The following is a 26,897-nucleotide window of genomic DNA, read 5'->3' as shown; positions in this document are numbered from 1 at the left end:
CATATAGCCTATGAAGCAATAGTCTATTCAGACTAAATATCATGAGAGTTGTTGGGCAGTAAATCGGCAATATCTTGAAAATGCCAGATGGAGGACACCTACAAGGTGCCATCGATTTTCCTGCTTAATAAATGTTAGAGAATTAAGAAATCATTACTTGTTAACTCGTTATTAAAAGGAATGCGATTGAACTGGCATTGCGTGCTCAAATTCCATACAGAAACGTTCACGGCTAACGTAATCCCCATGTGCCACCCTGTTGTATATATTGTTATGGTTAATGTTTACATAAATTAACAACTTGCAATCTAATTAACTCATCATCAAAAAGCAAATGATTTCTCTTGGGAGTTTGTCCCGAATCACAGCCTTCTCAGCTCTGAGCTCTTCGGGTAATCTCCTACGTTGGAAATGAGCAACGGTGTGGCATCCGCACCATACGTTTCTTCAGGTAGATTTAGATTTGACGGGGTTCATTCGTCGGGCGTAGCGCGCAATAATCTGCTCATCAAAATTGGTAACCTTGTTTTGTATTTTGGGATGAGCTAGGGCTCGAAACTGCCTTCTTGGTCTTGAAGAACGTAGATATCCAGTTCGCAAAGTCACCTTTGTGCGTTGTCCTGGATGTTCGGCCATCTTAGTTTCCAGAACACCTTCAACCAGTGCTTTGTTCAGTTTGTACCGCCTCGTTATACCTGATTTTTAGCCGAGTTTATGAATTTTCCGGACCGGAAAGCTAAGATGTCACTGAGATATTAAAAAAGCCCGCAATAGCGGGCTTTCTATTTACTTGCAACTTATGCGGTCTCAACTTGCAACTTATGCGGTCTCAACTTGCGGCTTATGCGGTCAAACTTGCATCTTATGGTGCACAGAACACCCCGCTTTCGCGGGCCTTTTCCCTTCACATTAACCGCACTTGCTGTCCCCGCAATTGAGGCAGGTCAGGCAACCATCCATGACGATGGCGGCTTTGGTGTTGCATTTGTTGCAGAGCTGCGCACCAGGTGGGAAGCCTTCTTCGTTTCTTGGCTCGTTGGCGTGTTTTTCGAGGTATTCGGCTTTCTTTTCCTCGATCAGTTTTTTCTGGTGTTCGTCCAGGCCGGGTTTTTTCAGCATGCCGATCTGGTAGAAGTGTTGTTCGAGCACTTCGCCGATTTCAGCGACCAGGCTGGGGATGAATTTGCCGCCTTTTTTGAAGTAGCCGCCGCTCGGCTCAAACACGCTGCGTAGCTCTTCGACCAGGAAAGTCACGTCGCCGCCCTTGCGGAAAACGGCGGACATGACGCGGGTGAGGGCGACGATCCACTGGAAGTGCTCCATGTTTTTGGAGTTGATGAAGACTTCAAATGGGCGGCGGTGTTCCTGCGGGGTGCCTTCGTTCATGATCACGTCGTTAATCGTGATGTAGAGCGCGTGCTCGGTGACCGGGGTTTTGATCTTGTAGGTGTTGCCTACCAGCATTTCCGGGCGGCTGAGCGGCTCGCCGAGTTGCACGATCTGGGCCATTTTCTGGGCGGCTTGCTGCTCATGTGCTTCTTGCTGAGCGGCGGCTGCGGCTTCCTTGGCCTTGTCTTCTTCGGTGACTACGCTGTAGCCGGTGATCTTTTTTTCTATTTTGATAGCCATCTTGTTCTCCTGTCAGTTGGGCAGGGATCAATCTCCCGTGCCCATACCGTAGCGCTTCACGCGCTACGATTAAAACTTGCCGTAGTAACCCTCTTTCAGCGCGTCATACAGATTGGCTGCTGAGTGGATTTCACCGTCGTATTCGATTTCTTCATTGCCTTTGACTTCGACTACCGAGCCGTCATCCAGCGTGAATTTGTAGGTGGTGTTTTCGAGGTCTTTTTCGGTGACCAGCACACCCTGGAAGGCTTCCGGGTTGAAGCGGAAGGTGGTGCAGCCCTTCAGGCCTTTTTCGTAGGCGTAGAGGTAGATATCCTTGAAATCACCAAAGTCGTAGTCCGTGGGGACGTTGATGGTTTTGGAGATGGAACTGTCGATCCACTTCTGGGCCGCTGCCTGGATATCCACGTGAGCCTTGGCACTGATGGTGGACGAATCCATGAAGTATTCCGGCAGCTGCTCTTCGGGTTTGTCCGAGAAAGGCATGGCGCTGGCATTGATCAGCTCGCGGTAAGCCAGCAGCTCGTACGAGAATACGTCGACCTTTTCCTTGGACTTCTTGCCTTCGCGGATTACGTTGCGGGCATAGTGGTGGGCGAAGGATGGCTCAATGCCGTTGCTGGCGTTGTTGGCCAGGCTGAGCGAGATGGTGCCGGTTGGCGCAATCGAACTGTGGTGCGTAAAGCGCACGCCATTCTTGGCGATCTGCTTGCGCAGCTTTTCGGGGAACTGCTGCATGTAGCGGCTGTAAAGGCCCATCAATACCTTGCCTTTGACCTTGTCGCCGAGCTTGATGCCGTCTTTGACCATTTCCGGACGCTTGGCCAGCAGGTCGGCGGTGACCACGAACTCTTCGTCCATGATCGGTGCTGCGCCTTTTTCTTCTGCCAGTTCAACACCGACTTGCCAGCCCACTTCGGCCATGATCTTGGTGACTTCTTCGGTGAAGGTGAGCGATGCGTCATCGCCGTATTTCATCTTCAGCATGGTCAGGGTAGAGCCCAGGCCCAGGTAGCCCATGCCGTGGCGGCGCTTGCGCATGATTTCGGCTTGCTGTTGTGGCAGTGGCAGGCCGTTGACTTCTACCACGTTGTCCAGCATGCGGGTGAAGGTGGCAACGACTTCACGATACTCTTCCCAGTCAAACCAGGCTTTGTCGGTGAAAGGCTCACGCACGAACTTGGTCAGGTTGACCGAGCCCAGCAGGCAGGCGCCGTAAGGTGGCAGTGGTTGCTCACCGCAGGGGTTGGTAGCGCGAATGTTTTCGCAGAACCAGTTGTTGTTCATTTCATTGACGCGGTCGATCAGGATAAACCCTGGCTCGGCGAAGTCGTAAGTGGAGGACATGATCACATCCCACAGACGTTGCGCCTTGATGGTCTTGTACACGCGGCAAGCGACCTTGCCGTCAGATTCGCGGGTCAGGTACTTGTTCTTGACGGGCCATTCGCGCCATACCACCTGGGTGGGGTCTTCCAGATTCAGGCTGTCCTGATTGGCTTCTTTTTCGGTAACAGGGAATGCGAGCTTCCACTCGGCATCGGCCTTCACCGCTTCCATGAATTCTTTGGTGATCAGGGTCGACAGATTGAACTGGCGCAGTCGGCCAGCCTCGCGCTTGGCCTTGATGAAGTCGGTGACATCCGGGTGCGAAATATCAAAGGTCGCCATTTGTGCGCCGCGGCGTCCGCCCGCGCTGGACACGGTGAAGCACATCTTGTCGTAGATATCCATGAACGACAGTGGGCCGCTGGTGTAAGCGCCTGCACCAGCTACGAATGCGCCCTTGGGACGCAGCGTGGAGAATTCATAGCCAATGCCGCAGCCAGCCTTCAGGGTCAGGCCAGCTTCGTGCACTTTTTCCAGAATGCCATCCATGCTGTCTTCAATAATGCCGGACACGGTGCAGTTGATGGTGCTGGTCGCGGGCTTGTGCTCTTGTGCACCAGCATTGGAGGTAATACGGCCAGCGGGGATGGCACCGCGGCGCAGTGCCCACAGAAAACGTTCGTACCAGAAGCTGCGCTTGGCATCGGTTTCTTCAGCATCTGCCAGTGCACGGGCAACACGCTTGTAGGTGTCATCCATGTCCGCATCGATATGATCGCCTTGCTTGGTCTTCAGGCGATATTTCTTGTCCCAGATGTCGAGTGAAACGGGTTGCATGGGGACTTCTTGCGTGGCGTTGTCTGAAGCTTTCACAGCTTTTAGCATGTAGGGATCCTTCCTTGTGGCGATGCTTGATGGGTAATCAAGCTGGTTATTTTAGGTCTGGCCTTCTAGGTCTGATTTAAGGCAAGACCACAATATATTGTGCTTTTGTGCAAAATTATGTCATTTCCTTGTGATGGTCAAGAAGATTTTTCGGTGCATCTGCGCCATTTCAGTGCCTGCATTTGTGCATGAAATGACAAGACGCCAGCGGGCAGGCGTTAGCGTAAAGGTGAGTCCTTGCTAACGAACGGAAAAATAAATTTCTGCCCGTGATATTGACCTTTTCAGGCATTGCTGCATGCCTGTTTCAGCGCTGTTGTCCTGTCATGAGGCGGTCGCAGGTGATCCAGGGTGAAACCGGATGGGGATATGTGCGAAAATAGCCTTATGCCCCGTTTACTCTATACCTTATTGCTGTATGGCTTGTTGCCATTCGCCCCCATCAAGCTGTTGTGGCGTGGTCTGCGGCGTCAGCCGGAGTATCTGCATCATTGGGGCGAGCGCTTCGGTTTTTATCATGGAGTGCCTGCCCAGCCTGTCATCTGGTTGCACTGCGTGTCGGTGGGCGAGACCCGTGCTGCGGCGCCGCTGGTGCTGGCCTTGCAGGCGCGCTATCCCCGCCATCGCATCCTGTTTACCCATACGACCCCCACCGGCCGCGTGACCAGTGAGCAACTGTTTGGCGACAAGGTAGACCGCGTTTACCTGCCTTACGATACGCCGGGCGCCGTTGCCCGTTTTCTGCGCCACTTCAAGCCTGAGATAGGGTTGATCCTGGAAACCGAGTTGTGGTTCAACCTCATCGCGGCATGCGATGCACGCCAGATTCCGCTGTTGCTGGTCAATGCCCGCATGTCCGCCAAATCGGCCCATGGCTATGGCAAAGTGGCCCGACTCACCGAACAAGGCCTGGCACGCCTGAGTGCCATTGCCGCCCAGACCGAGCAGGACAAGCAACGCTTGCAATCGCTAGGGGCGCAGAACGTCACCATATGCGGCAATCTCAAGTTTGATGTGGAACCACCGGCGGATGCCGATGTGCTGGGTGCTGTCCTGCGCGAGCGGCTGGGCGAGCTGGTCGGGCGCAACCGCCCGGTGTTTCTGGCGGCCAGCACGCGGGAAGGCGAAGAAGAGCAGATTCTGGATGCCATACGCGCCGCTGATGTGCCGCAGTTGTTGACCATACTGGTGCCTCGCCATCCGCAACGGTTTGCGGAAGTCGGGCAGTTGCTGAAAAAACGCGGATTTTCTTACCTGCAGCGCTCGCGGCTGGCGCATGTCACCGTGGAAGAGGCCGCAGCCATGAATGTTGAAGTCATCCTCGGCGACAGCATGGGGGAAATGTTTACCTACTATGCCGCGTGTGACCTGGCGTTTATCGGTGGCAGTTTGTTGCCCTACGGTGGGCAGAATCTGATTGAGGCCTGCGCCATGGGCAAGCCGGTGCTGGTCGGGCCACATACGTTTAATTTTGAAGCCGCCGCCGAGTTTGCCATTGCGGACCGTGCCGCTTGGCGCGTGCGCGACTCCGGCGAACTGGCCAAGGCTATGCAGCGCTTGCTAGGTGATGCTGAGGCCAGGCAGGCCATGGGGTGGGCGGCGATTGAATTCAGCCGCAGTGCCGGTGGGGCCGTACACAAGGTGTGCGATCTGGTGGCGCGCTACCTTGTGCCGCAAGCCCATTAGTTATTCCGGAGGATGTAAACCGCCAGCTGTTCAGTTTTACTACTGCCGATCAAGGTAGATTCAATCCCGACCATCCGCTTTCTCCGGCGACTCTCTGGTGTAGGCTTCCATCCAACTTTGGACTCTATCCCCACCTGAGTTCTCTCTATACATAGGTTCCATGCCTGGCCTTATGCTCACTCCACGGTGAGTGCTTTCACCAGCACCAGTTCGCATGCGCCATTGCCAGTATCGGTGCGCGTGAGCGAGCTGCGCCAGGTCCAGCCATCAGCACCTTTGGCCTCAATCAGCTGGCCCTGAATATTGACGCGCTGCCCCACACGTATGGCTTTCAGTTGCTGCGCAATGGTGTTGTCGGCAGGCACCATATGCATATTCGCGCTGTGGCTTTCGATTTCTTCGCGCGGAATGGGAAACTGCTCGACGCGCCAGAAATAAAAGCGGCCACTCTGGCTGATGCTGATCCTGGATAATATTGTCTCATCGGACATGCGGCCCCAGCCAAGCGCCAGATCCACCGGCGCCAGTTGCGCCGCACGGTCCAGCTGGTAGCGCTGGGTGGAGAGTACGCGGGCCTGCAGGCTGAACTCTGCCAGCGGGGTAATGGTGTAGTTATTAAGCGAAAATGAGGTGGCGTGGGAGATGCGCTGTTGCTGCGGGCTGTCGGCCGCGATGACGCCCGGCCCATGTTGCTCGGTACGTTGCTGCCAGTGGTGATATGCGCCCCAGGCAATCAGCAGGATAAATGCAAGACGTCGCCAGGAAAGGCCTGCAAACGTCATGATCAGTTAACGGATCAGCTTGCTGATCTGCTTGAAGGCATCGCTGCCAGCGGCACCCAGCCATTCAAATACGATGGATTCGGTATTGCTGACGATCACGCCTGCCTGCAATAAACGTTGCAGGGCATTGTCGCGGTGCAAGCCCAGGCGGGAAAGTACGGCATCAGCCGCGACAATCACCTGATGCCCATGGGCTTGCAGGTCAAGCGCGGTTTGCAACACGCAGATATGCGCTTCCATGCCGGTCAATATGACTTGTGGCCGGTCACTCGTCAGGTGTTGGCGAAAGCCCGGTGCCTGCCAGCACGAAAACACGGTTTTCTCAATGCGCGGCACATCGCCCAGCCAGGGCTGCAATGCTTGCAGGGTAGGCCCAAGGCCTTGCGGGTATTGCTCGGTATATAGTCGTGGGATTTCCAGCAAGGCAGCGGCCTGCAGCAATATGCCAATATTGCGAACCACTCTTTCTGCTTCCTCGGCAGGCATGGCGGCGCAAAGCTTTTGCTGCACATCGATCACGACCACTTGGCTCAAGTGGCGCTGGGAAAGATAAGATGGTTGGGTCACGGAGTTACCGATGCCCCGGATGCCAGATGCTGATTGACGGTGATCATGTCGGCATCCGAAAGTTGGCCTGTGGCGGATTTGAGTTTGAGCATGCCCAGCAGGTAGTTATAGCGCGCCTGCAGCAAATCCCGCTTGGCGCTGAAAAGCTGTTGCTGGGCGTTGAGCACATCCACGCTATTGCGCACACCGACTTCGTAGCCGAGATTGGTGGAGTCCAGCTGGCTTTGGCTGGAGCTTAGCGCCTGCTCGTACGCACGCACCTGGGCGATGCTGCTGACCAGCGTGAGATAAGCCTGGCGCGTATCGAGCTCTGCCTGCCTGCGTGCGGCTTCCAGGTCGTCGAGAGCCTTGTTTTTGTTGGCGACGGCTTCCCGCACACGCGAATTTACCAGCCCGCCCTGATACAAGGGAATTTGCAGCTGCACGCCGATGGTGGCGTTTTGCAGATCGGTGCCAAAGCCGTTAATACCGCCGCTGGCACGGGTGTCGGTGTAGTTGCCTACCGCATCCAGCGTGGGTAAATGCCCGGCCTGCTGACGCTCAATCTCTTGCGTGGCAATGTCCAGCGTCTGCTGCTGAATAAGTACATTCAGGTTGCTCTGTTCAGCCATGGTGACCCAGCCTTCCATATCGGCGGGTTCGGGTGATGTAGGATGAAAATCGGCCATGGCAGCGGCCAGTCGCTTGGCGGGCGGCTGCCCTGTGATGGCTTGCAGCGTGCGGCGTTTCACTTCCATGTCATTCAGGCTGGCAATTTCCTGTGCCTGCAGCAAATCGTAGCGGGCCTGGGCTTCATTGACATCGGTAATGGTGGCCGTGCCTGCTTCAAAGTTGGCGCGGGCCTGCTCCAGCTGGCCGCTGATGGCGGACTTCTGGGCATTGATCAGGTCCAGCCTGTCTTGCGCCTGCAGGGTGTCGAAATAAGCCTGCGAAATTCGCAACATCAAGGTTTGTCTGGCAAGTACCAGCTCTTTGTCTGCCTGGGTTACCTGGCTTTTCGCCTGAGCAAACTGAGCGCTGATCTGCTTGCGATAAATCGGCTGGCTGACACTGACGCCGTAACCAAAGGTATCAAACGATTCGCGCCCGCCATTGCGAAATACTGTGTCGCTGCCCATGTAGCGGATGTTGGTTTCCGAATGGCTGGCATTGCTGCTGGCCGAAACGGTGGGCAGGTAGAGGGATTTGCCTTGCTCCAGTTTTTCCTGCGCGGCCAGGTGGGCGTTTTTGGCGGCGGCCCAGGTGGGGTCACTGCTGAGGGCGAGCTGGTAAAGGTCCACCAGATTCTGCTGGATGGGGGCGGCCTGTGCCGACAGGCTGCACGCTGCCAGCACCAGTACATACCATGAGAAGCGCATGATAGAGCTTAGAATTCGAAACGGGCTGGGTGAGGCGCGTTTTCCAGGGGTGGCAACGAGGTTTCAAACAATACATCGTGGCGAAAACTGTCAGCGCTGACGCGACGTATCATGGTGGCTTCCATGGCGGGGCCTTCGCCTACCACGGCAAACAGGCGGCCATTGATGGCGAGTTGCTGTTCGGCAACCACGGGTAGCAAAGGCAGCGAGCCAGTGAATACGATGACATCATACGGAGCACCAGTGGCCCAACCCTGGCTACCATCGGCAATTTCCAGACTTACATTGTGTATGCCGTGCTGTTGCAGTTTGCGTTGAGCAGCGACGCTGAGGTCAGCATGAATTTCCAGGCTGACGACTTCCTTGGCGAGCGTTGCCAGCAAGGCCGTGAGATAGCCACTGCCCGTGCCGATTTCGAGCACGCGGTCGGTTTTGCTGATCTCCAGCGCCTGCACGATGCGGCCTTCCATCTTGGGTGAAAGCATCTGCTGACCAGCACCTATGGGAATTTCCAGATCAGCAAACGCCAGGCCACGATATTGTTCCGGCACAAAATCTTCGCGTGGCACCTGACTTAACAGGTCCAGTACCCGCGCGTCCAGCACTTCCCATGTGCGGATCTGCTGCTCAATCATGTTAAAACGTGCTTGTTCTACATCCTTATGCATCATCTTGCTTCCGTCGCATGGTCAGTGAGTGCTTGATTATAGCGCCTGCACTCCGAGTTTCAATCAATACGGTTCAATCCGTTTTCTCTGGCTGATTTCAATGACTTGAATCAGATGCTGGCTCATCATCCAGCTTGTAACGGCTGAGCTTGTACCACAGCGAACGCTCGCTGATATCCAGCAGCTTGGCGGCCCGGCTTTTATTGCCTTTGCTCTGGCGCAGGGCGGCTTCAATCAGCTTTTTCTCCAGTGCTTCGGTGGCTAGTGGTAGCGACAGCACAGCCGCTGCATTTTCCCCTGCTGCGGTGGCGGGTAGCGGACTGGACTGCAGTATGTCCGCAGGCAGATGCTGCGGTTCAATGGGCGATTTTCCGCAAACGATGCACGCGCGTTCCAGCACGTTTTCCAGCTCGCGCACATTGCCCGGCCACGCATACGATTGCAGCGCAAACAAGGCGGCCTCACTGATGCTGGCCTGGCGCTTTTGCAGAAAATGCGACACTAGCAGCGGGATGTCGCCGCTGCGATCCCGCAATGGCGGCAAGTCAATGCGGAACACATTGAGCCGGTAATACAGATCCTCACGCAACTTGCCCTCCTTGACGGCTTGCATGGGGTCGCGGTTGGTCGCGGCAATCACCCGGATATCGACCGCGGTGGCGCGGTTGCTGCCCAGGCGCTCGATCACGCCTTCCTGCAACGCGCGCAGCAACTTGGCCTGCAGGTTGACCGGCATTTCCGTCACTTCGTCCAGAAACAAGGTGCCGCCATCGGCCAGTTCGAATTTGCCTATGCGCTCCTTGATGGCGCCAGTAAAGGCGCCGCGCTCATGACCAAACAGTTCCGACTCCAGCATGTCGGAGGGGATGGCCGCACAATTTACCGCGACAAACAGCGCATCCTTGCGCGGCGACAGCTGGTGCACACCACGCGCCACCAGTTCCTTGCCGGTGCCGGTTTCGCCGACAATCAGGGTGGTGGCTTTTTCCGGGGCTACTTGCCGTATGGCTTGCTGCACGCGCTGCATGGAAGGGCTTTGGCCAACCATGCCGTCATCACCATGTGCTTCTTCGCGCAAAAACTGGTTTTCGAGCTTGAGGCGGCTGAGCGAAAGCGCGCGTTCAATGGCAATTTCCAGGGTTTCCAGATCAAACGGCCGCAAAATATAATCAGACGCGCCCAGCTTCATGGCCGCCACGGCGGTGCTGATCTCGCCCTGCGCCGTCACGATGATCACCGGCACTTCCAGTCCTTCCTTCTGCATGGCTTGCAGCAGTTGCAGGCCATCCATCACTGGCATGTGCAAATCACTTACCACCAGATCGGCGCCGCCTGCACGCAGGATATCCAGCGCCTCCCGACCATTTTCGGCCACCACCGGCTGGTAACCGGCTTGTCGCAAGCTGATCTCCAGCAGGCGACGCATATTGGGTTCATCGTCCAGTGCCAGGATGCGTTTGAGTGGGGACATTAGTTTTCTACTCCGGAAAGAGGTAACAAAATACGAAATTCAGCGCCGCCCAGCGCGCTGGTGCCGGCGCGTATGCTGCCATGATGCGCCTGCACAATTTGCCGCACGACGGACAAGCCCAGGCCGATGCCGCCGCTACGCTTGGTAAAGAACGGGTCAAATACTTGCTCGCGGTGCTCTTCGGGTATACCTGGGCCATTATCGGATACGGTAATGCAGGCATGCTCATCCACCTTATTGCTGCCCAGCACGATATGACCGCCATCCGGCAATACCTGAATGGCATTCAGCAACAGGTTGAGCAACACCTGGGTCATTTGTTCCGGGTCACAGGTGGCAATGAGGCTTGCATCCAGTTGGGTCTCCAGCACGATGTGTTTTTTCTCGGCCTGCATGCGCAGCATGGAAGCTGACTGTGCGCACAGCTGGCTGAGGTCTACCGGCGTGAAGTTGGGCAGCCGTGGTCGGGCCGAGTCGATGAGGGTGGAGACCAGTTTGTTCAGGCGTTCGGTTTCGCTGATGATGAAACCGCAGACTTCGCGGCCTTCTTCGCTGAGAGTGGGTTCGCGCAGCAATACCTGGGCTGAGGAGCGCAAAATGCCCAGGGGTGTGCGTACTTCATGACTCATGGCTGCCGCCATTTCGCCGACGACGGCGAGTTTGGCAGCTCGCGTCAGGTTTTCCTTGGATCGCTCCAGATCTTCGATCATGCGGGCAAAGGCGTGCGACATGGCATCAATCTCTGCCGGGCCACCACGCGGCGGCGCCATATTGCTCGGTGCTCGCATGAAACCGAGTGCAAAATCCGTCAGCTTGGCGATAGGCCGGGTAATGGCCCGTGCGACTGGCACGGCAATCAAGGTGGCAAGCGCCACGGTCACCAGCAGCAGGGCCAGGAAGATAAACGCCATCTGACGTACGGGTGTCATGGCCTGTGCGCGGTTTTGCAGAATGTCCACGCGCCAGTCAAAGCCGGCAAAATTCTGATAGCCATTGGTTTTGGCGTGGCTGCTCAGCTTTTTAGCCAGGTGAATGGCATGCCAGCGGCTGGTGCTGCTAAGGAGCTGATGCTGATCATCATACAGTGCCGCTGCACTACGGCCAGTAACGGCACTTTCCAGCACATGCTGTATCTGCAGCCAGTCAAATACCGCCACCAGCTGGCCGACAGGGGCCTCGGTAGACGTGCTGTAGATGGTGGCGAGTATCGGCAACTGGTCATGTGCAATGGCGCCCAGGCTGATCTGTGTTTGTGGCAGTCTGGCTTTCTGCCACGCCGGGATAGGCGCTTGGCGCTGGCCGATATGCTGAATATTACTGGACGCGACAATCAGACCTTCGTTATTCACGACATAGAGTTCGACATAAATATCGCGGTAGCTTTGCTTGAGGTCGCTCAGGAATTTGGACAGGCGTTTGTCGACGTCATCAATGCGGATTTCCTGCATGATCTCGAGCTGGCTCCAGGACGCCACGTTCTGCAAACGTTCAAACATCATGCGATCCACTTCATCGGCAGTGGCGATCGCGCGCGTAGTCATGTCGCGCTTGATTTCGGTTTTGAGGGCGCTGCGGGCCTCGTAAAACGCCATGCCGGTAATCAGCAGCGTCGGCAGCAAACCTGCCAGCAGAAACGCGCCTAACAGGATAAAGCGGATCGGTAGCGCTTTGCTCAGCATGGTTTCAATGCGAGAATCCGCACATTGGCATCAGGTGTTCTCCGCAACATGCGGTGCACTTGATGCAAAGGGTGGTGCCATTTGGATGATTCATACGCTGGGGAATGTATGCGTGCATTAAGCTGCTATGGGGTGTTGAGTGTAGTCGTCGCCCTCAGCCTCTGCAAGTCTGCTGCTGCGGACGATACGGCAGGTGGTTTTCTCGACGGCTTCAAGCTGGGCGGCTACTCCAGTGCGTATTTGAATGTGCATCCTGGTGGAAAATCAGAAGCCAGTCTGGAGGAGTTGAGCTTTTTGCTGCGCTGGGAAGGGGAAGGCCGCTGGCGGTTTTTCGCCGAGCTTGAGCAGGAAAAGCCCGTCAGTTGGAAGTCGGGCCAGGGCATGACCAACGATGGCGCAAAAATAGACCTGGAACGTTTCTACTTCGATTACAACATCTCCGAGCAATACAATCTGCGCGCCGGCCGCTTCCTGACCCCGGCTGGCCGCTGGAACCTCATCCATGCGGCCCCGCTGGTGTGGACCACCACCCGCCCGCTGGCGACCAGCCGCCTGTTCCCTCAGTCCATCAACGGCGTCATGCTTTATGGCGCCAAGCCTTTTGACAACCGTGCATTTGAGTACACGTTTTTCATGGAGGCGCTGGAAGACCAGCATCTGGACGGCGACGAAATCCAGTATCGCGACAGCCATGGCGCGCGCTTTGCCTTTACCGGAAAACTGAATCTGGGGCTGACCCTGATGGAATTTACCGAGGATATTCCCGGTACACCGCAATTCCGGATGGCGGGGGCTGACTTCATGGTGAAACACAATGACTGGGAGTTCAGTGGCGAAGGCTATCAGCGCTATTACAGCAATAACCGCGACGGCGGCAGCGGCGCTTATGTGCAGGCGGTGGCGCCCTTGGGTAACCGCTGGTTTGCGGTCGGTCGGCTGGAAAATTTCAAGCGCCCGGCAGAAGGCTCGGCTGAACGTTGGGTCGTGGGGGCCGCCTGGCGGATGCAGCCTAACCGGGTATTGAAGCTTGAGTATGTAGGCGGCGACGAGGAGCGCGCCGATGCTCCCAAAGGCTTCTTTACTTCGTTTGCCATTTTGTTCTGATGCTCTCCCGTTCTGCCAAGCTGCAATATCGAGACCGCCTGACGATGCGAGTGCTCCGTCAGCGTATGGGGGTGTTCGCGCTCAGCTGCGCATTGCTGCTGTGCATGGGCCAGCCGTTGGCCGCCCCCGCCGATACCCTGGCCGTGGTGGTGCCCAAAACGCAGGGCGGCAAGATTGGCAGTCTGGTCGATCTCTCGCTGATTTACTGGCGCAAAAAGCTCTACTGGTCAGAAGGCGTGCGCATGCAACCAGTTAACCTGCCGACCGATAGTCCACAGCGCCGACAGTTTTCGCAGCGTGTGCTTGGCAGTCTGCCTGAAGCGCAAGCCGAATACTGGAACGAAGTGTATTACCACGGCACCACGCCACCGCATGTGGTTTCCTCGCAGGAGGCGGTATTGCGCTACGTGGCGGATACGCCGGGAGGGATAGGCTATGTGGATGCCTGCAAGGTGGATGCCCGGGTCAAAGCGGTGGCTTGGCTACTGGGGGATGGGTCATTCACGACCAGCCCGCCGCCCCTGAATTGCTCTCCCTAAGTGCTTGCCTCATAGCGGTTTTCTCGATTAACCACTATGCTTTCGCCCTGCGCATGCCATGCCATCCCTGCAATTTTTGTATGACTTCGGTGTTGTCATCACAATTTATGCGCTTAGGCGTATCCCGTGAAATTTATTAAACTATTGATTTTAAATAATTAAATATCATTTTTCGGAGTGGCATGCCGATTGCAACAAGATGACTATCACTTACAGGAGAGTCGTCATGTTGCCGGCACCGAGCTTTGATCCTCAAAAAATAACACAAGCGCATCAGTCATATACGACCAAGCGCCAGCAAGCGATTGTACCGCTGCATATGGCAGGTGGCTTGCAAACCACGCTGGCCGGGCCGGATGCCCATGATCGTGTTGATCTGGAGCAGTTTGTGCGCAGTGTGTTCCGCCTGGTGCATGGCGCGCGCATACGTCACTTCATGCCGACACTGATGAGCCTGCGCGATGACGAGGGCAATCTGCATGCGGTGTGTGGCGTGCGACATGCTGCCGAGCAACCTCTCTTTCTGGAAACCTATCTTGATCAGCCGGTGGATTTGATCCTGAGTGCCGCCACCGGCAAGCAGGTAACGCGCGACCAGATTCTTGAGGTGGGCAATCTGGCGGTATTCCAGCCTGTGCATATTCGGCATTTGCTCGCCAGTGTCAGCCTGTATCTGCATGGCAGCCAGGCCGAGTGGGCGGTATTTACTGCAACGCCTGCCTTGCGCAATGCCCTGCTCAAACTGAACATGCAGATGGTGCATCTGGGCGCGGCTGATATTCAGTGCTTGCCTGCCGAAGAGCGCCCTGACTGGGGGCGTTATTATGACAATGCCCCGCAAGTGCTTGCCGTGCGTCGTATGCAGTAGGAGCTGGCATGTCTATTCTTAACACCATTCAACAGCATGCCGAGACCAGGCCAGACCATCCTGCCTTGCGTGGCAGCGATGTCAGCATCGCCTATAAAGCGCTCCCGGCAGAAATCCATGCAGCAGCGGCGTTCATTCAACAGTCCGGTCTGCCACAAGACCGGCCGCAGGCGGTAGCGATTGCCATGGAGAATGACCCTGCTTGGGCAGTGCTTGATTTGGCGTGCCTTGAACTGCAGGTGCCGGTCGTGCCCTTGCCTGGTTTTTTCTCACCGCAGCAAATCATGCATGCCATTCACGATGCGGGCATCGATACCTTGTTCTGCCAGCAGCCCATGGTCATGGAGCAACTGCTGCTGGCGCAGGGGTATCGCATCGTCCGCAAGCATCACCAGCTGGTGGGCGGGCAACTGGTCAGCCGCTTGCAGTTTGAAAACCCCGAACCAAGAGCCTTGCCGGCGGGCACGGCAAAGGTGACGTATACCTCCGGCACCACCGGTCAGCCCAAGGGAGTCTGCCTCAGTGCGCAGGCCATGGAGCAGGTCAGCCGTTCCCTCGCCGATGCCACGGCTGCCGCAGCCGAGGATAGCCATCTCAGCATCCTGCCTTTGTCGACCTTGCTGGAAAACATCGCCGGCCTTTACCTGCCTTTGCTGGTGGGCGCGACCACGACCTTGTATTCATCCTCACGCGTGGGACTGAGTGGTGCATCCGGTCTCAATGTGCCGCAGTTATTGCACACCATACAGGAAACCCATCCAACGACCCTGCTGCTGATTCCCGAGCTATTGCGTGCACTGGTCATGGCTGCCGAGTCTGGCTGGGTTCCCCCTGCGAGCTTGCGCCTGATTGCCGTAGGTGGCGCTCGCGTGGCGCCCCGTCTGCTGCAACGTGCAGAAGCGTTGGGCCTGCCGGTGTGCGAGGGCTATGGCTTGTCGGAATGCGCTTCCGTGGTGGCGTTCAATCCGCCTGGTCAGCAGCGTCCTGGCAGCGTAGGCAAGTTACTGCCGCATGTGCAACTGGCGTTTGCCAGTGATGGCGAACTGCTGGTGGCAGGTAGCACCCTGCTTGGTTATGCCGCGCAGCCAGCCATGCATGTCACGTACTGGCCGACCGGCGATATTGGGTATCTGGATGAGGATGGCTATTTGCATATCACGGGCCGCAAAAAGAATATCTACATCACCTCCTATGGACGCAATGTGTCGCCGGAATGGGTGGAAAGCGAACTGGCCCTGTCGCCGGTAATCGCTCAGGTAGCCGTGTTTGGCGAGGCGCGTCCGTGGAGTGTGGCCGTGATTGTGCCACGTGTATCCGGCGATATAGCGGGGCAGATTGAAGCTGCCGTGCAACAGGCCAACCAGACCCTGCCGGACTATGCCCGCGTGCAGCAGTGGATTCTGGCCGAACATCCTTTTACCCCGCAAAACCAGCAGCTCACCCCGAATGGCAGGCTGCGGCGCGATGCCATCTGGCAGCAATATGCTGCGCGTATAAACCCTTTGTATGAAAGAGAACACCATGAAGTTTTATGATGAATTGCTTGCTGCGACCGAGTCGCAACGAAATGCCCTGTTCAGCCTGCCCCTGATTCGGGCAGGTGCCAGTGGTCAGGTGAGCCTGGATGCGTATATCGCGTTTTTGACTGAGGCTTATCACCACGTCAAGCATACCGTGCCGCTGCTCATGGCCTGCGGTGCCCGCCTGCCGGAGCGTTATGAATGGCTGCGTGAAGCCGTGGCCGAATATATTGAAGAAGAGCTGGGGCATCAGGAGTGGATTCTGAATGACATCAAGGCCTGCGGTGGCGATGCTGAAGCCGTGCGTCATGGCAAGCCCGGGCTTGCCACCGAGATCATGGTGGCGTATGCCCACGACACCATACAGCGCGTCAACCCGATTGGCTTTTTTGGCATGGTGCTGGTGCTGGAAGGTACCAGTACCGCACTGGCCACACAGGCGGGTGAATCCATCAGGTCCAGCTTGGGCCTTGGCAAGGATAGCTTTACCTACCTGACTTCCCATGGCGCGCTGGATGTCGGGCATACCGCTTTTTACGAAGGCCTGGTCAACCGCATTGACGATGCGGATGACAAGGCGCAACTGATACACAGTGCCCGTGTGTTTTATCTGCTGTATGGCAATATTTTCCGCGAGCTGGGGGAGCGTTTCCTGCCCGCGGCTTATCAGGAGGCTGCATGAATATCCAGAATGCCCGTATCCTGCTGACGGGGGCCACCGGTGGTATCGGCCAGGCCTTGGCCATTGAGCTGGCATCGCAGGGTGCCCATCTCGCGCTGGTGGGCCGCCACTCCGGTAAATTGCAGGAGCTGTTGCATACCTTGAGCGGTATGCCCGGCGAACGTATTTCCATCGTGGCCGATCTGGAGAACCCCAATGCCGCACAGGGCGTAGTGGATGCTGCCATTCAGCAGCTGGGCGGCTTGGATATCCTGATCAACAATGCCGGGGTGATGGACTTTGTCCAGTTTGAAGACCAGAGCCCCGAGCGCATTGCGCAGATTATCCAGACCAATGTCACGGCCCCCCTCTTGCTGGCGCGGGCCGTGCTGCCGCACTTTTTGACCAAGCAGCAAGGGCAGCTGGTGAACATCGGTTCCATTTTCGGCAGTATTGGTTTTCCGCATTACGCGAGTTATTGCGCCAGCAAGTTTGCCATGCGCGGATTTTCGCAATCGCTACGGCGCGAGCTGGTCGATACGCCAGTGCGGGTGACCTACATTGCCCCACGTGCTGTGGATACTCCGCTCAACGATGCCACCACCACGCATATGCTGCGCGCCGCCAATATCGCGCTGGATGCGCCGGAAGATGTCGCGCGCCAGATCGTGTGTGCCATTGCCCGCGAGTGCGAGGAGTATTACATCGGTCAGCCAGAGTCTTTTTTTGCCTGGCTCAATAGCGCCCTGCCCAAACTGGTCAATATCGGCATGAAAAAACAGGCACGCCTGGCCGCCCCATTTGTGACGCGTAAACCCCATCCCCTAGGAGAAATTCGATGAAACGTACTTTATATGCGCTTTGCCTGCTTGGCACAGCGCTGCTTGCCACCCCGGTATATGCGGATGACAAGGTGGATCCCGCCATCGTCAAGCTGCAGCATGACTGGGCACATGCGAATTACCAGATACCCGATGCCCAGCAGGAAGCGGCGTTGAAAACGCTCTCGGAAGAAGCACATCAGGTAAGCGCAGCCAATCCTGCCGCGCCTGAACCCATGATCTGGGAAGCCATTATTCTGAGTACTTACGCCAAGGCCAAAGGCGGTCTGGGCGCGCTCAAGCTCGCTGAAAAGTCTCGCGACTTGTTGCTTGCCGCCGAGAAAATCAATCCGAACGCGCTGAATGGCTCGATTTATACCTCGCTGGGTTCGCTCTATTACAAGGTGCCGGGCTGGCCCATTGGTTTTGGCGACAAGAAAAAAGCCCGCGAGTATCTGGAAAAAGCGCTGCAACTCAACCCCACGGGGATAGACCCCAACTATTTTTATGCTGATTTCCTGAGTGGCCAGGGCGACTATGCCAAGGCCGTGGAATATTACAAAAAAGCCCTGGCTGCGCCTGCCCGCCCCGGTCGTGAAGATGCCGATGCCGGTCGTCGCCAGGATGTGGAAGAGGGGTTGAAGGTCGCAGAAAAGAAACGCTAGCGCTGGCCCCTTAGCGCCTTGCGTCTTTGGGTAATGGTAGGCAATTCTGCATGCCATTACCCTTTTTTATGGAGTTCGCCTGCTTGAACTGCCAGTCCTGCAAACTTGCTTTTATTGCTGGTTTCGCGTAAGTTTCGCCTATTGCTGGGGGTCTCTTAATCCTTTATCTAATCAGGGTTATAGAGTGAGAGTTACCCTTTGAACCTGACGCGGATAATCCCGCCGTAGGGAAGCCACTGATAAGCCTCACACCGTACCCTCCTGTACATCTCCCCGTGAAGCCTGTTCGTGCTCCCTGCATCTTTTGGAGCATCACATGAACGCCACTGATAAAAACCTGAACAAATTCCTGAACGAGACCGCCGAAGTAGACGCTGGCGCAACGCAGCCATTTGCCAAATCGCGCAAAATCTATGTGGAAGGCTCCCGTCCTGATATTCGCGTGCCTTTCCGCGAAATCTCGTTGTCCGACACGCCATCGGCGTTTGGTGCAGAAAAGAATCCACCCGTCGTGGTCTACGACACTTCCGGTCCCTACACGGATCCTGATGTGAAAATCGACATCCGCAATGGCTTGCCAGCCCTGCGCGCTGGCTGGATTGCCGAGCGTAACGACACCGAGCAGCTGGATGGCCCGACATCGGACTTTGGCAAGCAACGCAAGGAAGACCCCAAGCTGGCCGAGATGCGCTTCAACCTGACGCGCAAGCCTTTGCGTGCCAAGCCCGGCATGAACGTGAGCCAGATGCATTATGCCCGTCGCGGCATCATCACCCCGGAAATGGAATACATCGCCATCCGTGAAAACCAGCGCCGCGAAAACATGAGCGAGCTGCTGCAAACCCAGCACGCTGGTCAGCACTTTGGCGCCAGCATTCCCAAGGTGATTACGCCGGAGTTTGTGCGCGATGAAGTGGCTCGCGGCCGTGCGATTATCCCTGCCAATATCAATCACCCTGAAATCGAGCCCATGATCATTGGCCGCAATTTCCTGGTGAAGATCAATGCCAACATCGGCAACTCCGCGCTGGGTTCTTCCATCTCGGAAGAAGTCGAGAAAATGGTCTGGGGTACCCGTTGGGGTGGCGATACCGTGATGGATCTGTCCACCGGTAAAAACATCCACGAAACCCGCGAGTGGATCATCCGAAACAGCCCGGTGCCGATTGGTACTGTGCCGATTTACCAGGCGCTGGAAAAAGTGGACGGCAAGGCTGAAGACCTGACCTGGGAAATCTTCCGTGACACGCTGATCGAGCAGGCCGAGCAAGGCGTGGACTATTTCACCATCCACGCGGGTGTTCGTCTGGCTTACATCCCGATGACGGCCAAGCGCATGACCGGTATTGTGTCGCGCGGCGGCTCCATCATGGCGAAATGGTGTCTGGCCCACCACAAGGAAAGCTTCCTGTACGAGCATTTCGAAGACATCTGCCAGATCATGAAGCAGTACGATGTGTCCTTCAGCCTGGGCGATGGGCTGCGTCCTGGTTCAATCTACGATGCCAATGACGAAGCCCAGTTTGCTGAACTGAAGACCCTGGGTGAGTTGACCCAGATCGCCTGGAAGCATGATGTGCAGTGCATGATCGAAGGTCCAGGGCACGTGCCGATGCACCTCATCAAGGAAAACATGGACCTGCAACTGGAGCACTGTGGTGAAGCTCCGTTCTACACACTGGGGCCATTGACCACCGATATCGCTCCTGGTTACGACCATATCACCTCCGGCATTGGCGCTGCCATGATAGGCTGGTACGGCTGTGCCATGCTGTGTTACGTGACGCCCAAGGAGCACTTGGGTCTGCCAGACAAGGAAGACGTGCGTGTGGGCATCATCACTTACAAGATTGCCGCTCACGCTGCCGACCTGGCCAAAGGCCACCCCGGCGCGCAGATTCGTGACAACGCCTTGTCCAAGGCACGTTTCGAATTCCGCTGGGAAGACCAGTTCAATCTTGGTCTGGATCCGGAAAAAGCCAAGGAATTCCACGATGAAACCTTGCCGCAGGAAGGCGCCAAGCAGGCGCACTTCTGCTCCATGTGCGGTCCGCACTTCTGCTCGATGAAGATCACGCAGGATGTGCGCGATTACGCCGACAAGCTGGGCGTGGATGAAAAAGAAGCGCTGAGCAAGGGCATGCAGGAAAAAGCGATTGAGTTCGTGAAGAAGGGTTCCGAGGTATATCAGAAGGTTTAATACCCTTCGGATAAGCTTAAGCCCTTGAATTGGAAAGCAGGCGTTCGCGCCTGCTTTTTTATTTCTTGCGATTCCCCTGCGCATGCATCCCACGATCAAGGTAAAATCTAGCCTTGTCTTACGAGACCCTAGCTGTGACCACTCTAAAACTCCCCCCCAAAGCAACACCCGATGATTCCAATGCACCTTCTGGTCGTAAACCGGTGCGGCGCGCAGACCCGGCCAAGCGCCCACGCGATGCGGCGTCCAAACCGGTGGCCCATGTGCCCGCAAAGGAGGCAGAAGCACGTGTTCCTGCCAACAAGCCGGCACGTGCGGTCAGTGCGCGCCCTTCTGCTGATCGTGCTGCCCCCAAACGTCAGCGTAATCATCGGCACGATGGCACCCTGCATGAACATCAGGTGATCGATAGCCCCGCTGATACAGATCGTCCGCGCCGGGTAGCAGCAGATCGTTCCCCGTCAGGTCCTGCCAGATCGGATAGTCCACGGCCTGCTGGTGCAAGATCCGCCAGTGCCAGGCAAGATGGGACAAGACCAGAGCGCTCTGCTTCGGATCGTCCTGCCCGGACCAGCGAATCGCGCCCCCGTGCGGAAACGGCCCGACCTGATAGCCGCAGCCGTGACGAGCGTCCGGCTGAGCGTAGCGAGCGCCCACGCCGTCCTGCAGCCGATCGTGCTGATCGGCTTGCCAGTGATCGTGATACCCCGCGCCGGGGTGGCAAGGCACGGGATGGTTTTGTGGCGGGCGATTTCAATCGCGATCGTACCCAGAACCCGATGTTCACGCCCAAGCCCGTGGCGTCGCAGCCAGATTTACCGCGCCTTTCAAAGCGCATGGCCGAGTTGGGCCTGTGCTCGCGGCGCGAAGCGGATGAGTGGATTGTGAATGGCTGGGTGCGCGTGAATGGCAAGGTGGTCGATGAATTGGGCTCCCGCGTGGAACCCGACGCCAACATCGAAGTCAGTAAAGAAGCCGAGAAACATCAGTCCGAGATTGTCACTATTTTGCTGCACAAGCCGGTGGGCTATGTTTCGGGTCAGGCAGAAGACGGGTATGAACCCGCCGTCGTCCTGGTACATCCCGATAATCACTGGGCAGAAGACCCGGTACAAAAAGAGTTTAGACGTGGATTCCTGAAAGGGCTGGCTCCGGCTGGTCGCCTGGATATTGATTCTACCGGTTTGCTGGTGCTGACGCAGGATGGCCGCGTGGCGCGCCAGCTGATTGGCGAGGATTCACAAACCGAAAAAGAATACCTGGTGCGTGTAGAGGGTACCTTGTCAGATGAAGGCTTGCGCAAGCTTAACCACGGCTTGAGTCTGGATGGTGTTCAACTCAAGCCAGCCAAAGTCTCCTGGCAGAATGAAGACCAATTGCGCTTCGTGCTGCGCGAAGGTCGCAAGCGTCAGATCCGCCGCATGTGCGAGCTGGTAGGCTTGCATGTGGTTGGCTTGAAGCGCGTGCGTATCGGCAGTGTGGCCTTGGGCAAGTTGCCTCCCGGACAATGGCGTTACCTGCGTCCCGGCGAACGGTTTTAATGCTGACCAGGCTTTATCTTTCACTGGAAAAAGCGCATGCGAAGTCAACACCGTTGATGCCAGACTGAACAGTAAGGAGCTGAATCATGGGTTTATTTAGTAGCATTGCGGGCTCCGTGGCCGCAAAAATGGGTGGCGAACAAGGCCGCATGTTCCAGGTTGCCCTGGAAATTATCGAACGCAATGGTGGTGCGCCTGGCGTGCTGCAGAAATTCCGCGACGCCGGCATGGCCGAGGAAGTCGATTCCTGGCTGGCCAAAGGTGAAAACCTGCCGCTGGCGCCTGATCAGATAGAGGCGGCTCTTGGCACACCGGTATTGACCGATATCGCGCAAAAATTTCATATGTCGCTGGATGAAGTCGCGCAAACATTGGCAAATTACCTGCCCAAGGTCGTGGACAGGCTCAGCCCCGATGGCAAGGTGCCACAAACCCAGTCCGATCTGATGGCGCAGGCCTTGTCGGCCTGGCGACGCATGTAAATCTGCAGCTCAATACGCAGGCCCATAAGTTGCTTGGGTCTTAAACGCAATATGGGAGTCATGTTGCAGGCTTACGCTGTGCCTTTCATTACCACACTGAACAAGAGAAATAATATCCATGGATTTGCTGTTACTCCTCAAAGCCGCCGTTCTCGGCATCCTCGAAGGCGCCACCGAGTTTCTCCCCATCAGCAGTACCGGCCACTTGATCGTGGCAGGTGATCTGCTCAATTTCAACGATGACAAAGGCAAGGTATTCGAGATCGTGATCCAGCTGGGTGCCATCCTGGCCGTATGCTGGGAATACCGTAGCCGCCTGATCAATGTGGCACAAGGTCTCACCAGCAATGCCAAATCACAACGCTTTGTACTGAATGTATTCATCGGTTTTCTGCCAGCAGCGGTGCTGGGACTGGTCTTTCACAGCTTTATCAAAACCCATCTGTTTTCACCCATCAATGTCGCGGTGGCGCTGATTGTCGGCGGCTTTCTCATCTTGTGGATTGAACGTCATTTTGATGGCAAGGATGTCGTGCACAAGGCTGCCACGCTGGATGACATCACCCCCTTGCAAGCGCTCAAGGTTGGATTTGCCCAATCGCTGGCGATGATTCCAGGCACCTCGCGTTCGGGTGCCACCATCCTTGGCGGCATGTTGTTTGGTTTGTCGCGCAAGGCAGCCACCGAGTTTTCATTCTTTCTGGCGATTCCGGTCATGCTGGCGGCCAGTGGCTACGATGTCTTCAAAAACCGCGCTTTATTCAGCGCCGATGACATTCCCATGTTTGCCGTGGGTTTTATCATGGCATTCATTGCTGCGTTGATCGCAGTGAAAACCTTGATTCGCTATGTGGCTAACCATGATTTCCGCGCATTTGCCTATTACCGCATTGTGTTCGGTACGGTGGTGCTGATTTACTTTCTCCAGTTTGCTTAAGGCATGCATAGTTACGAGCGGGTTGTCGAAATACTAAGTGGCTTTGCCGATACGGCTAGTCAGCGCCCGCTCGCCCTGGGTGAGGCGCTGGATAGCCTGGACCATGCTGCGTTTGGGCTGATCGCGCTGATATTGGTGCTGCCACTGTTGCAGCCGGTGCCGCTTGGCCCGCTGACCGTGCTGGGCGGCTTGACCTTTGCCGCGCTGGGTTGGCAGCTGTGGCGCGGGGCAGAATCCCCGGTGCTGCCACAAAAAATCCGTGGCGTGACCATGAGCGAAAAAAGCTGGCGCATGCTGGCCAAAATCAGTATCAAGGTGGTCGGGTTCTGTCGCCGTTTCAGCCGTCCGCAACGGTATCCCCGATTGGTGGAAGGTGAGCGCGGTCGCAAGACTGGAGGCTTTATCCTGATGGCTTCCGGGTTGCTGATGGCAATACCCTTTGGCGTGCTGCCGCTCAATAATGTGTTGCCTGGCTTGGCCGTACTGTTTTATTGCATAGGCCAACTGGAGCAGGATGGCCTGATGGTGATGATTGCCTTTTTCTGGCTGATATTCACCACGGTGTATTTTGGATTCTTCTTTTTTGGTATGTACTATCTGGGAGTGGAGGCCATGTCCAGATTTGGTTGGGGTGGCTGAGACACCCGCTTGTTGTCACGGCATGATCAGGATTTACAAATGACCAATAAGTAGCCGCCCGGCTTGGCAGGCTGCAATTACGAGGAGGCGTTGTGCATGAATAAACTACTCAAATTCGGCCTGATTGGCCTGGCAGGCATTGTCGTCATCTTGCTGGGGGTGGTGGGCATTGTGGCCGCCACATTCAACCCTAACGATTACAAGCAGACTGTCATCCATCTTGTGAAAGAAAAAAAGCAGCGCACGCTGCATCTGGATGGCGATATCAAGCTGGCCTTCTGGCCCAGCATAGGGGCTGATCTCGGCCGTATTTCCATATCAGAGCATGCCAGTGACAAGGAATTTGCTGCTGTGGAAGGCCTCAAGGTCTCGCTGGCCTTGCTGCCGTTGCTGAAAAAACAGCTGGTGGTGGATACGGTGTATGTGGACGGCGTGCGTGCCAATATCGTGCGCTACAAGGATGGCACTACCAACTTTGACGATCTGATGAGCAAGGATGAGGAAGAGTCCGAGCAGATCAAGTTTGATATTGATGGTATCAACGTTACCAATGCCGCCTTGAACGTGCGCGACGAGATGACGGACAAGCAGCTGGCATTGCGCAAATTCAACCTGAAGACCGGGCATGTGGCGCTGGGTACGCCGTTTGACCTGGCAAGCGATTTTGAGCTGGAGGCGAATAATCCTGCCGTTAAGGCAAACGTGAGCATCAAGGGCAATGTGCTGGCCGACCCCGAGCAACAGCATTTTGCCGTCAAGGGTCTGGATGCAGGCATCAAGGGGGATATTGCCACCCTGAGGGACGCGAATTTGGCGCTGAGTGGCGATGTGGATGCGCGTCTGGAGCACATGGAACTGCTGGTGGATAGCCTCAAGCTTGCTTTGGCTGCCACGCAGGATGGCGCCAAGCTGAAAGTGGCGCTGGATGCCCCGCAAATCCGCGTGCAGCAGGACACGGTCAGCGGCAAGCAGGCCAGCATCCATGTCAGCCAGGAAAAAGGCAGCGACACCCTCAGCGCCAAGCTGGTGCTGGCCGATCTCAAAGGCTCGCCCAAGGCGGTGCAAAGTAGCGGTATCAGTGGTGAAGTGAATGTGAAGCAGGGCGAACATCAGCTGCAGAGCACCTTCAACTCGCCTTTCACTGGCAACCTTGAAACTCAGGTGTTTGATCTGCCCAAGCTGGTGGGCAAGATCAGCGTGAATGACCCCGCCTTGCCCAAGCGCGAAATGCAGGGCGAGTTTGCTTTCAAGCTACATGCCGATGCCAAGCAGCAGTTGGTGAATAGTGACTTCACGCTGACTCTTGATGCCACCCGGCTCAAAGGGGATGTCGTTCTCAGCAAGTTTGATCAGCCGGACATTCGCTTTAATCTGATTGGCGACGCGCTGGACCTGAACGCCCTGCTGGGTAGCCCCGCCAGCAAAGCCAGCAGCAAGCCTGTAGCCGTCGATAAAGCCGCCCCCGCTAAACCCGCAGATCTTTCTGCACTGGCGAATTTGCGCTTGCAAGGCAATGTGCAGATGGGCCGTATTGTGTATGACAAATACCAGCTGAGTAATCTTAAGCTTGGCGTCAAAGCCGATGGACAGACGCTGGATATCAAGCCGCTGAGCGTCAAGCTGGATGACAGCCAGATTGCCGGCAGCCTTGGTATCAGCCGCTTTGCCAACCCCATCTACCGCTTTGATATTGATATCGACAAGCTGGACGCCGACAAATACATCACCAAGTCAGATGCCCCCCCCGCCAAACCTGGCGATGCGGGCAAAAAGCCACAGACGGATGCGCCTATCGATCTGAGCGCGCTCAAGCAGTTCAATGCCAACGGCGAGCTGCGCATAGGCTGGCTCAAGGTGGCGAATATCAAATCCACCAATGTACGCCTCAAGCTCAAGGCGGATGATGGCGTGGCCGAGCTGGCGCCGCTGTCGGCCAATCTCTACGAAGGCAGCATGAATGGCAGTCTGAAGGTGGATGCCCGCGCTACCCCCAGCATCGCGGTCAAGCAGGACATGAAAGGCATCGCCATTGGCCCTTTGCTCACCGATGCCATCAATAACGATATGCTGAGCGGCAAGGGCACGCTTAATCTCGATATCACGACGCAGGGAGGGACCGTCAGTGCCCTAAAAAAGGCTCTGAACGGCAAGGCCGCGCTTAACCTTGCCGATGGTGCCGTCAAGGGGATCGATGTCGCGGGCACCCTGCGCGGTGTGAAGGACAAGCTCAATGTGCTCAAGGGGCAGAGCAGTGTGACTGGCGACAAAAGCAAGAAGACCGATTTCAGCGAAATGTCGGCCAGCTTCACGATCAAAAATGGCGTGGCGCATAACGAAGACCTCAGTATGAAAGCCCCCTTGTTTCGCATTACCGGTAGTGGCGATATTGATATCGCCAATGAAACGCTGGATTACGTAGCCAAGCCGACGGTAGTGAATACCCTCAAGGGCCAGGGCGGTGCGGATTTGTCGGAGATGAATGGCCTGACCATTCCCATCAAGCTTAGCGGCACCTTTGCCCAGCCAGCCTATGCGATCGACTTTGCTGGCCTGGGTGCCGCCATTGCCAAGAACAAGCTGCTGGATGGGGTGGGAGGTGCCAAGGGCGATACCGTCAAAAACCTGATGGGCGGCAACAAGGAAGATGCCCTGAAATCTTTGCTTGGTGGCAAGAAAGACGCCACCACCACTACGCCACCTGCGGATGAGAAGTCATCCAGTACGGATTCCACGTCCAAAGAGACTGCGGAAGACAAGGCTAAGAAAAAACTGAACAAGTTGCTGGGGTTTTAATTCTTGAAGTCTGTGCTGACGCAATTGCCTGCCAACTTGCTCATCCTCCTGAATGGCAGTGCTCATCTGCCAG

22 protein-coding genes and 1 riboswitch are annotated in these 26,897 nt (G+C 56.3%); of the genes, 14 read left to right on the top strand and 8 right to left on the bottom strand.

Annotated features, from left to right (window positions below):
• Window positions 1-909: 909 nt before the first annotated feature.
• Window positions 910-1,629 (bottom strand): TSCPD domain-containing protein, encoded by a 720-nt coding sequence (locus LG203_RS13080; protein WP_230346164.1) that lies wholly within the window; start codon window positions 1,627-1,629, stop codon window positions 910-912.
• A 69-nt stretch (window positions 1,630-1,698) separates the two neighbouring features.
• Window positions 1,699-3,843 carry an adenosylcobalamin-dependent ribonucleoside-diphosphate reductase gene (locus LG203_RS13075; protein WP_230346163.1) on the bottom strand — a complete coding sequence of 715 codons (2,145 nt, stop codon included), beginning with the start codon at window positions 3,841-3,843 and terminating at the stop codon, window positions 1,699-1,701.
• A 387-nt stretch (window positions 3,844-4,230) separates the two neighbouring features.
• On the opposite strand from LG203_RS13075, the gene waaA reads away from it, so the two are divergent.
• On the top strand, window positions 4,231-5,529 hold the full coding sequence (gene waaA, locus LG203_RS13070) for a lipid IV(A) 3-deoxy-D-manno-octulosonic acid transferase (protein WP_230346162.1): 1,299 nt from the start codon (window positions 4,231-4,233) through the stop codon (window positions 5,527-5,529).
• A gap of 176 nt (window positions 5,530-5,705) precedes the next feature.
• On the opposite strand, the gene LG203_RS13065 is transcribed toward waaA, so the two are convergent.
• The 6 genes from LG203_RS13065 to LG203_RS13040 form a co-directional block, all read right to left on the bottom strand.
• The gene (locus LG203_RS13065; protein ID WP_230346161.1) at window positions 5,706-6,311 is read right to left on the bottom strand and encodes a hypothetical protein; all 606 of its coding nucleotides are present in this window, start codon (window positions 6,309-6,311) and stop codon (window positions 5,706-5,708) included.
• A 6-nt stretch (window positions 6,312-6,317) separates the two neighbouring features.
• Window positions 6,318-6,878 carry an isochorismatase family protein gene (locus LG203_RS13060; protein WP_230346160.1) on the bottom strand — a complete coding sequence of 187 codons (561 nt, stop codon included), beginning with the start codon at window positions 6,876-6,878 and terminating at the stop codon, window positions 6,318-6,320.
• Window positions 6,875-8,236: a TolC family outer membrane protein gene (locus tag LG203_RS13055; protein WP_230346159.1), complete on the bottom strand. Its 1,362-nt coding sequence runs from the start codon at window positions 8,234-8,236 to the stop codon at window positions 6,875-6,877. Before LG203_RS13055 ends, LG203_RS13060 begins: the two co-directional genes overlap by 4 nt.
• A gap of 8 nt (window positions 8,237-8,244) precedes the next feature.
• A complete protein-coding gene (locus LG203_RS13050; RefSeq protein WP_230346158.1) occupies window positions 8,245-8,907 on the bottom strand; it encodes a protein-L-isoaspartate O-methyltransferase family protein in 663 nt (220 codons plus the stop codon).
• Window positions 8,908-9,001: 94 nt separating this feature from the next.
• A complete protein-coding gene (locus LG203_RS13045; protein ID WP_230346157.1) occupies window positions 9,002-10,375 on the bottom strand; it encodes a sigma-54-dependent transcriptional regulator in 1,374 nt (457 codons plus the stop codon).
• On the bottom strand, window positions 10,375-12,054 hold the full coding sequence (locus LG203_RS13040) for a sensor histidine kinase (RefSeq protein ID WP_230346156.1): 1,680 nt from the start codon (window positions 12,052-12,054) through the stop codon (window positions 10,375-10,377). The genes LG203_RS13045 and LG203_RS13040 overlap by 1 nt, the downstream gene beginning before the upstream one ends.
• Window positions 12,055-12,162: 108 nt before the next feature.
• On the opposite strand from LG203_RS13040, the gene LG203_RS13035 reads away from it, so the two are divergent.
• From LG203_RS13035 to LG203_RS12975, 13 genes are all read left to right on the top strand, one after another.
• Window positions 12,163-13,158 carry a hypothetical protein gene (locus LG203_RS13035; protein ID WP_230346155.1) on the top strand — a complete coding sequence of 332 codons (996 nt, stop codon included), beginning with the start codon at window positions 12,163-12,165 and terminating at the stop codon, window positions 13,156-13,158.
• A 44-nt stretch (window positions 13,159-13,202) separates the two neighbouring features.
• Window positions 13,203-13,697 (top strand): type 2 periplasmic-binding domain-containing protein, encoded by a 495-nt coding sequence (locus tag LG203_RS13030; RefSeq protein WP_230346154.1) that lies wholly within the window; start codon window positions 13,203-13,205, stop codon window positions 13,695-13,697.
• A gap of 226 nt (window positions 13,698-13,923) precedes the next feature.
• The gene (locus LG203_RS13025) at window positions 13,924-14,565 is read left to right on the top strand and encodes a thermostable hemolysin (protein ID WP_230346153.1); all 642 of its coding nucleotides are present in this window, start codon (window positions 13,924-13,926) and stop codon (window positions 14,563-14,565) included.
• An 8-nt stretch (window positions 14,566-14,573) separates the two neighbouring features.
• Window positions 14,574-16,100 carry an AMP-binding protein gene (locus LG203_RS13020; protein WP_230346152.1) on the top strand — a complete coding sequence of 509 codons (1,527 nt, stop codon included), beginning with the start codon at window positions 14,574-14,576 and terminating at the stop codon, window positions 16,098-16,100.
• Entirely contained in the window at window positions 16,087-16,767 is a 681-nt protein-coding gene (locus LG203_RS13015; RefSeq protein WP_230346151.1) for a TenA family transcriptional regulator, read from the top strand. The genes LG203_RS13020 and LG203_RS13015 overlap by 14 nt, the downstream gene beginning before the upstream one ends.
• Entirely contained in the window at window positions 16,764-17,588 is an 825-nt protein-coding gene (locus LG203_RS13010; protein ID WP_230346150.1) for an SDR family oxidoreductase, read from the top strand. Before LG203_RS13015 ends, LG203_RS13010 begins: the two co-directional genes overlap by 4 nt.
• Entirely contained in the window at window positions 17,585-18,232 is a 648-nt protein-coding gene (locus LG203_RS13005) for a tetratricopeptide repeat protein (RefSeq protein WP_230346149.1), read from the top strand. The genes LG203_RS13010 and LG203_RS13005 overlap by 4 nt, the downstream gene beginning before the upstream one ends.
• 136 nt (window positions 18,233-18,368) lie before the next feature.
• Window positions 18,369-18,480: riboswitch (TPP riboswitch) on the top strand.
• Window positions 18,481-18,548: 68 nt separating this feature from the next.
• A complete protein-coding gene (gene thiC, locus LG203_RS13000) occupies window positions 18,549-20,432 on the top strand; it encodes a phosphomethylpyrimidine synthase ThiC (RefSeq protein WP_013443319.1) in 1,884 nt (627 codons plus the stop codon).
• Window positions 20,433-20,566: 134 nt separating this feature from the next.
• Window positions 20,567-21,973 carry a pseudouridine synthase gene (locus LG203_RS12995; protein WP_230346148.1) on the top strand — a complete coding sequence of 469 codons (1,407 nt, stop codon included), beginning with the start codon at window positions 20,567-20,569 and terminating at the stop codon, window positions 21,971-21,973.
• Window positions 21,974-22,059: 86 nt separating this feature from the next.
• Window positions 22,060-22,455 (top strand): YidB family protein, encoded by a 396-nt coding sequence (locus LG203_RS12990; RefSeq protein WP_230346147.1) that lies wholly within the window; start codon window positions 22,060-22,062, stop codon window positions 22,453-22,455.
• A 118-nt stretch (window positions 22,456-22,573) separates the two neighbouring features.
• Window positions 22,574-23,392, top strand: coding sequence for an undecaprenyl-diphosphate phosphatase (locus LG203_RS12985; protein ID WP_230346146.1), 819 nt, complete (start codon window positions 22,574-22,576; stop codon window positions 23,390-23,392).
• A 3-nt stretch (window positions 23,393-23,395) separates the two neighbouring features.
• Complete coding sequence (locus tag LG203_RS12980; RefSeq protein ID WP_230346145.1) at window positions 23,396-24,031, top strand: exopolysaccharide biosynthesis protein; 636 nt, start codon at window positions 23,396-23,398, stop codon at window positions 24,029-24,031.
• A 96-nt stretch (window positions 24,032-24,127) separates the two neighbouring features.
• On the top strand, window positions 24,128-26,824 hold the full coding sequence (locus LG203_RS12975; protein WP_230346144.1) for an AsmA family protein: 2,697 nt from the start codon (window positions 24,128-24,130) through the stop codon (window positions 26,822-26,824).
• Window positions 26,825-26,897: the final 73 nt, after the last annotated feature.

This window comes from Methylovorus mays (genome assembly GCF_020531915.1).
GTDB classification, from domain to species: Bacteria; Pseudomonadota; Gammaproteobacteria; order Burkholderiales; family Methylophilaceae; genus Methylovorus; species Methylovorus mays.
This window is presented reverse-complemented; position numbering and strand designations above follow the sequence as displayed.

Excerpts from the sequence above, each read along its gene's own strand:
- LG203_RS13080 (WP_230346164.1), bottom strand. The coding sequence starts at position 1,629 with ATGGCTATCAAAATAGAAAAAAAGATCACCGGCTACAGCGTAGTCACC.
- LG203_RS13075 (WP_230346163.1), bottom strand. The coding sequence starts at position 3,843 with ATGCTAAAAGCTGTGAAAGCTTCAGACAACGCCACGCAAGAAGTCCCC.
- waaA (WP_230346162.1), top strand. The coding sequence starts at position 4,231 with ATGCCCCGTTTACTCTATACCTTATTGCTGTATGGCTTGTTGCCATTC.
- LG203_RS13065 (WP_230346161.1), bottom strand. The coding sequence starts at position 6,311 with ATGACGTTTGCAGGCCTTTCCTGGCGACGTCTTGCATTTATCCTGCTG.
- LG203_RS13055 (WP_230346159.1), bottom strand. The coding sequence starts at position 8,236 with ATGCGCTTCTCATGGTATGTACTGGTGCTGGCAGCGTGCAGCCTGTCG.
- LG203_RS13050 (WP_230346158.1), bottom strand. The coding sequence starts at position 8,907 with ATGATGCATAAGGATGTAGAACAAGCACGTTTTAACATGATTGAGCAG.
- LG203_RS13045 (WP_230346157.1), bottom strand. The coding sequence starts at position 10,375 with ATGTCCCCACTCAAACGCATCCTGGCACTGGACGATGAACCCAATATG.
- LG203_RS13040 (WP_230346156.1), bottom strand. The coding sequence starts at position 12,054 with ATGCTGAGCAAAGCGCTACCGATCCGCTTTATCCTGTTAGGCGCGTTT.
- LG203_RS13035 (WP_230346155.1), top strand. The coding sequence starts at position 12,163 with ATGCGTGCATTAAGCTGCTATGGGGTGTTGAGTGTAGTCGTCGCCCTC.
- LG203_RS13030 (WP_230346154.1), top strand. The coding sequence starts at position 13,203 with ATGCGAGTGCTCCGTCAGCGTATGGGGGTGTTCGCGCTCAGCTGCGCA.
- LG203_RS13025 (WP_230346153.1), top strand. The coding sequence starts at position 13,924 with ATGTTGCCGGCACCGAGCTTTGATCCTCAAAAAATAACACAAGCGCAT.
- LG203_RS13020 (WP_230346152.1), top strand. The coding sequence starts at position 14,574 with ATGTCTATTCTTAACACCATTCAACAGCATGCCGAGACCAGGCCAGAC.
- LG203_RS13015 (WP_230346151.1), top strand. The coding sequence starts at position 16,087 with ATGAAGTTTTATGATGAATTGCTTGCTGCGACCGAGTCGCAACGAAAT.
- LG203_RS13010 (WP_230346150.1), top strand. The coding sequence starts at position 16,764 with ATGAATATCCAGAATGCCCGTATCCTGCTGACGGGGGCCACCGGTGGT.
- LG203_RS13005 (WP_230346149.1), top strand. The coding sequence starts at position 17,585 with ATGAAACGTACTTTATATGCGCTTTGCCTGCTTGGCACAGCGCTGCTT.
- thiC (WP_013443319.1), top strand. The coding sequence starts at position 18,549 with ATGAACGCCACTGATAAAAACCTGAACAAATTCCTGAACGAGACCGCC.
- LG203_RS12990 (WP_230346147.1), top strand. The coding sequence starts at position 22,060 with ATGGGTTTATTTAGTAGCATTGCGGGCTCCGTGGCCGCAAAAATGGGT.
- LG203_RS12985 (WP_230346146.1), top strand. The coding sequence starts at position 22,574 with ATGGATTTGCTGTTACTCCTCAAAGCCGCCGTTCTCGGCATCCTCGAA.
- LG203_RS12980 (WP_230346145.1), top strand. The coding sequence starts at position 23,396 with ATGCATAGTTACGAGCGGGTTGTCGAAATACTAAGTGGCTTTGCCGAT.
- LG203_RS12975 (WP_230346144.1), top strand. The coding sequence starts at position 24,128 with ATGAATAAACTACTCAAATTCGGCCTGATTGGCCTGGCAGGCATTGTC.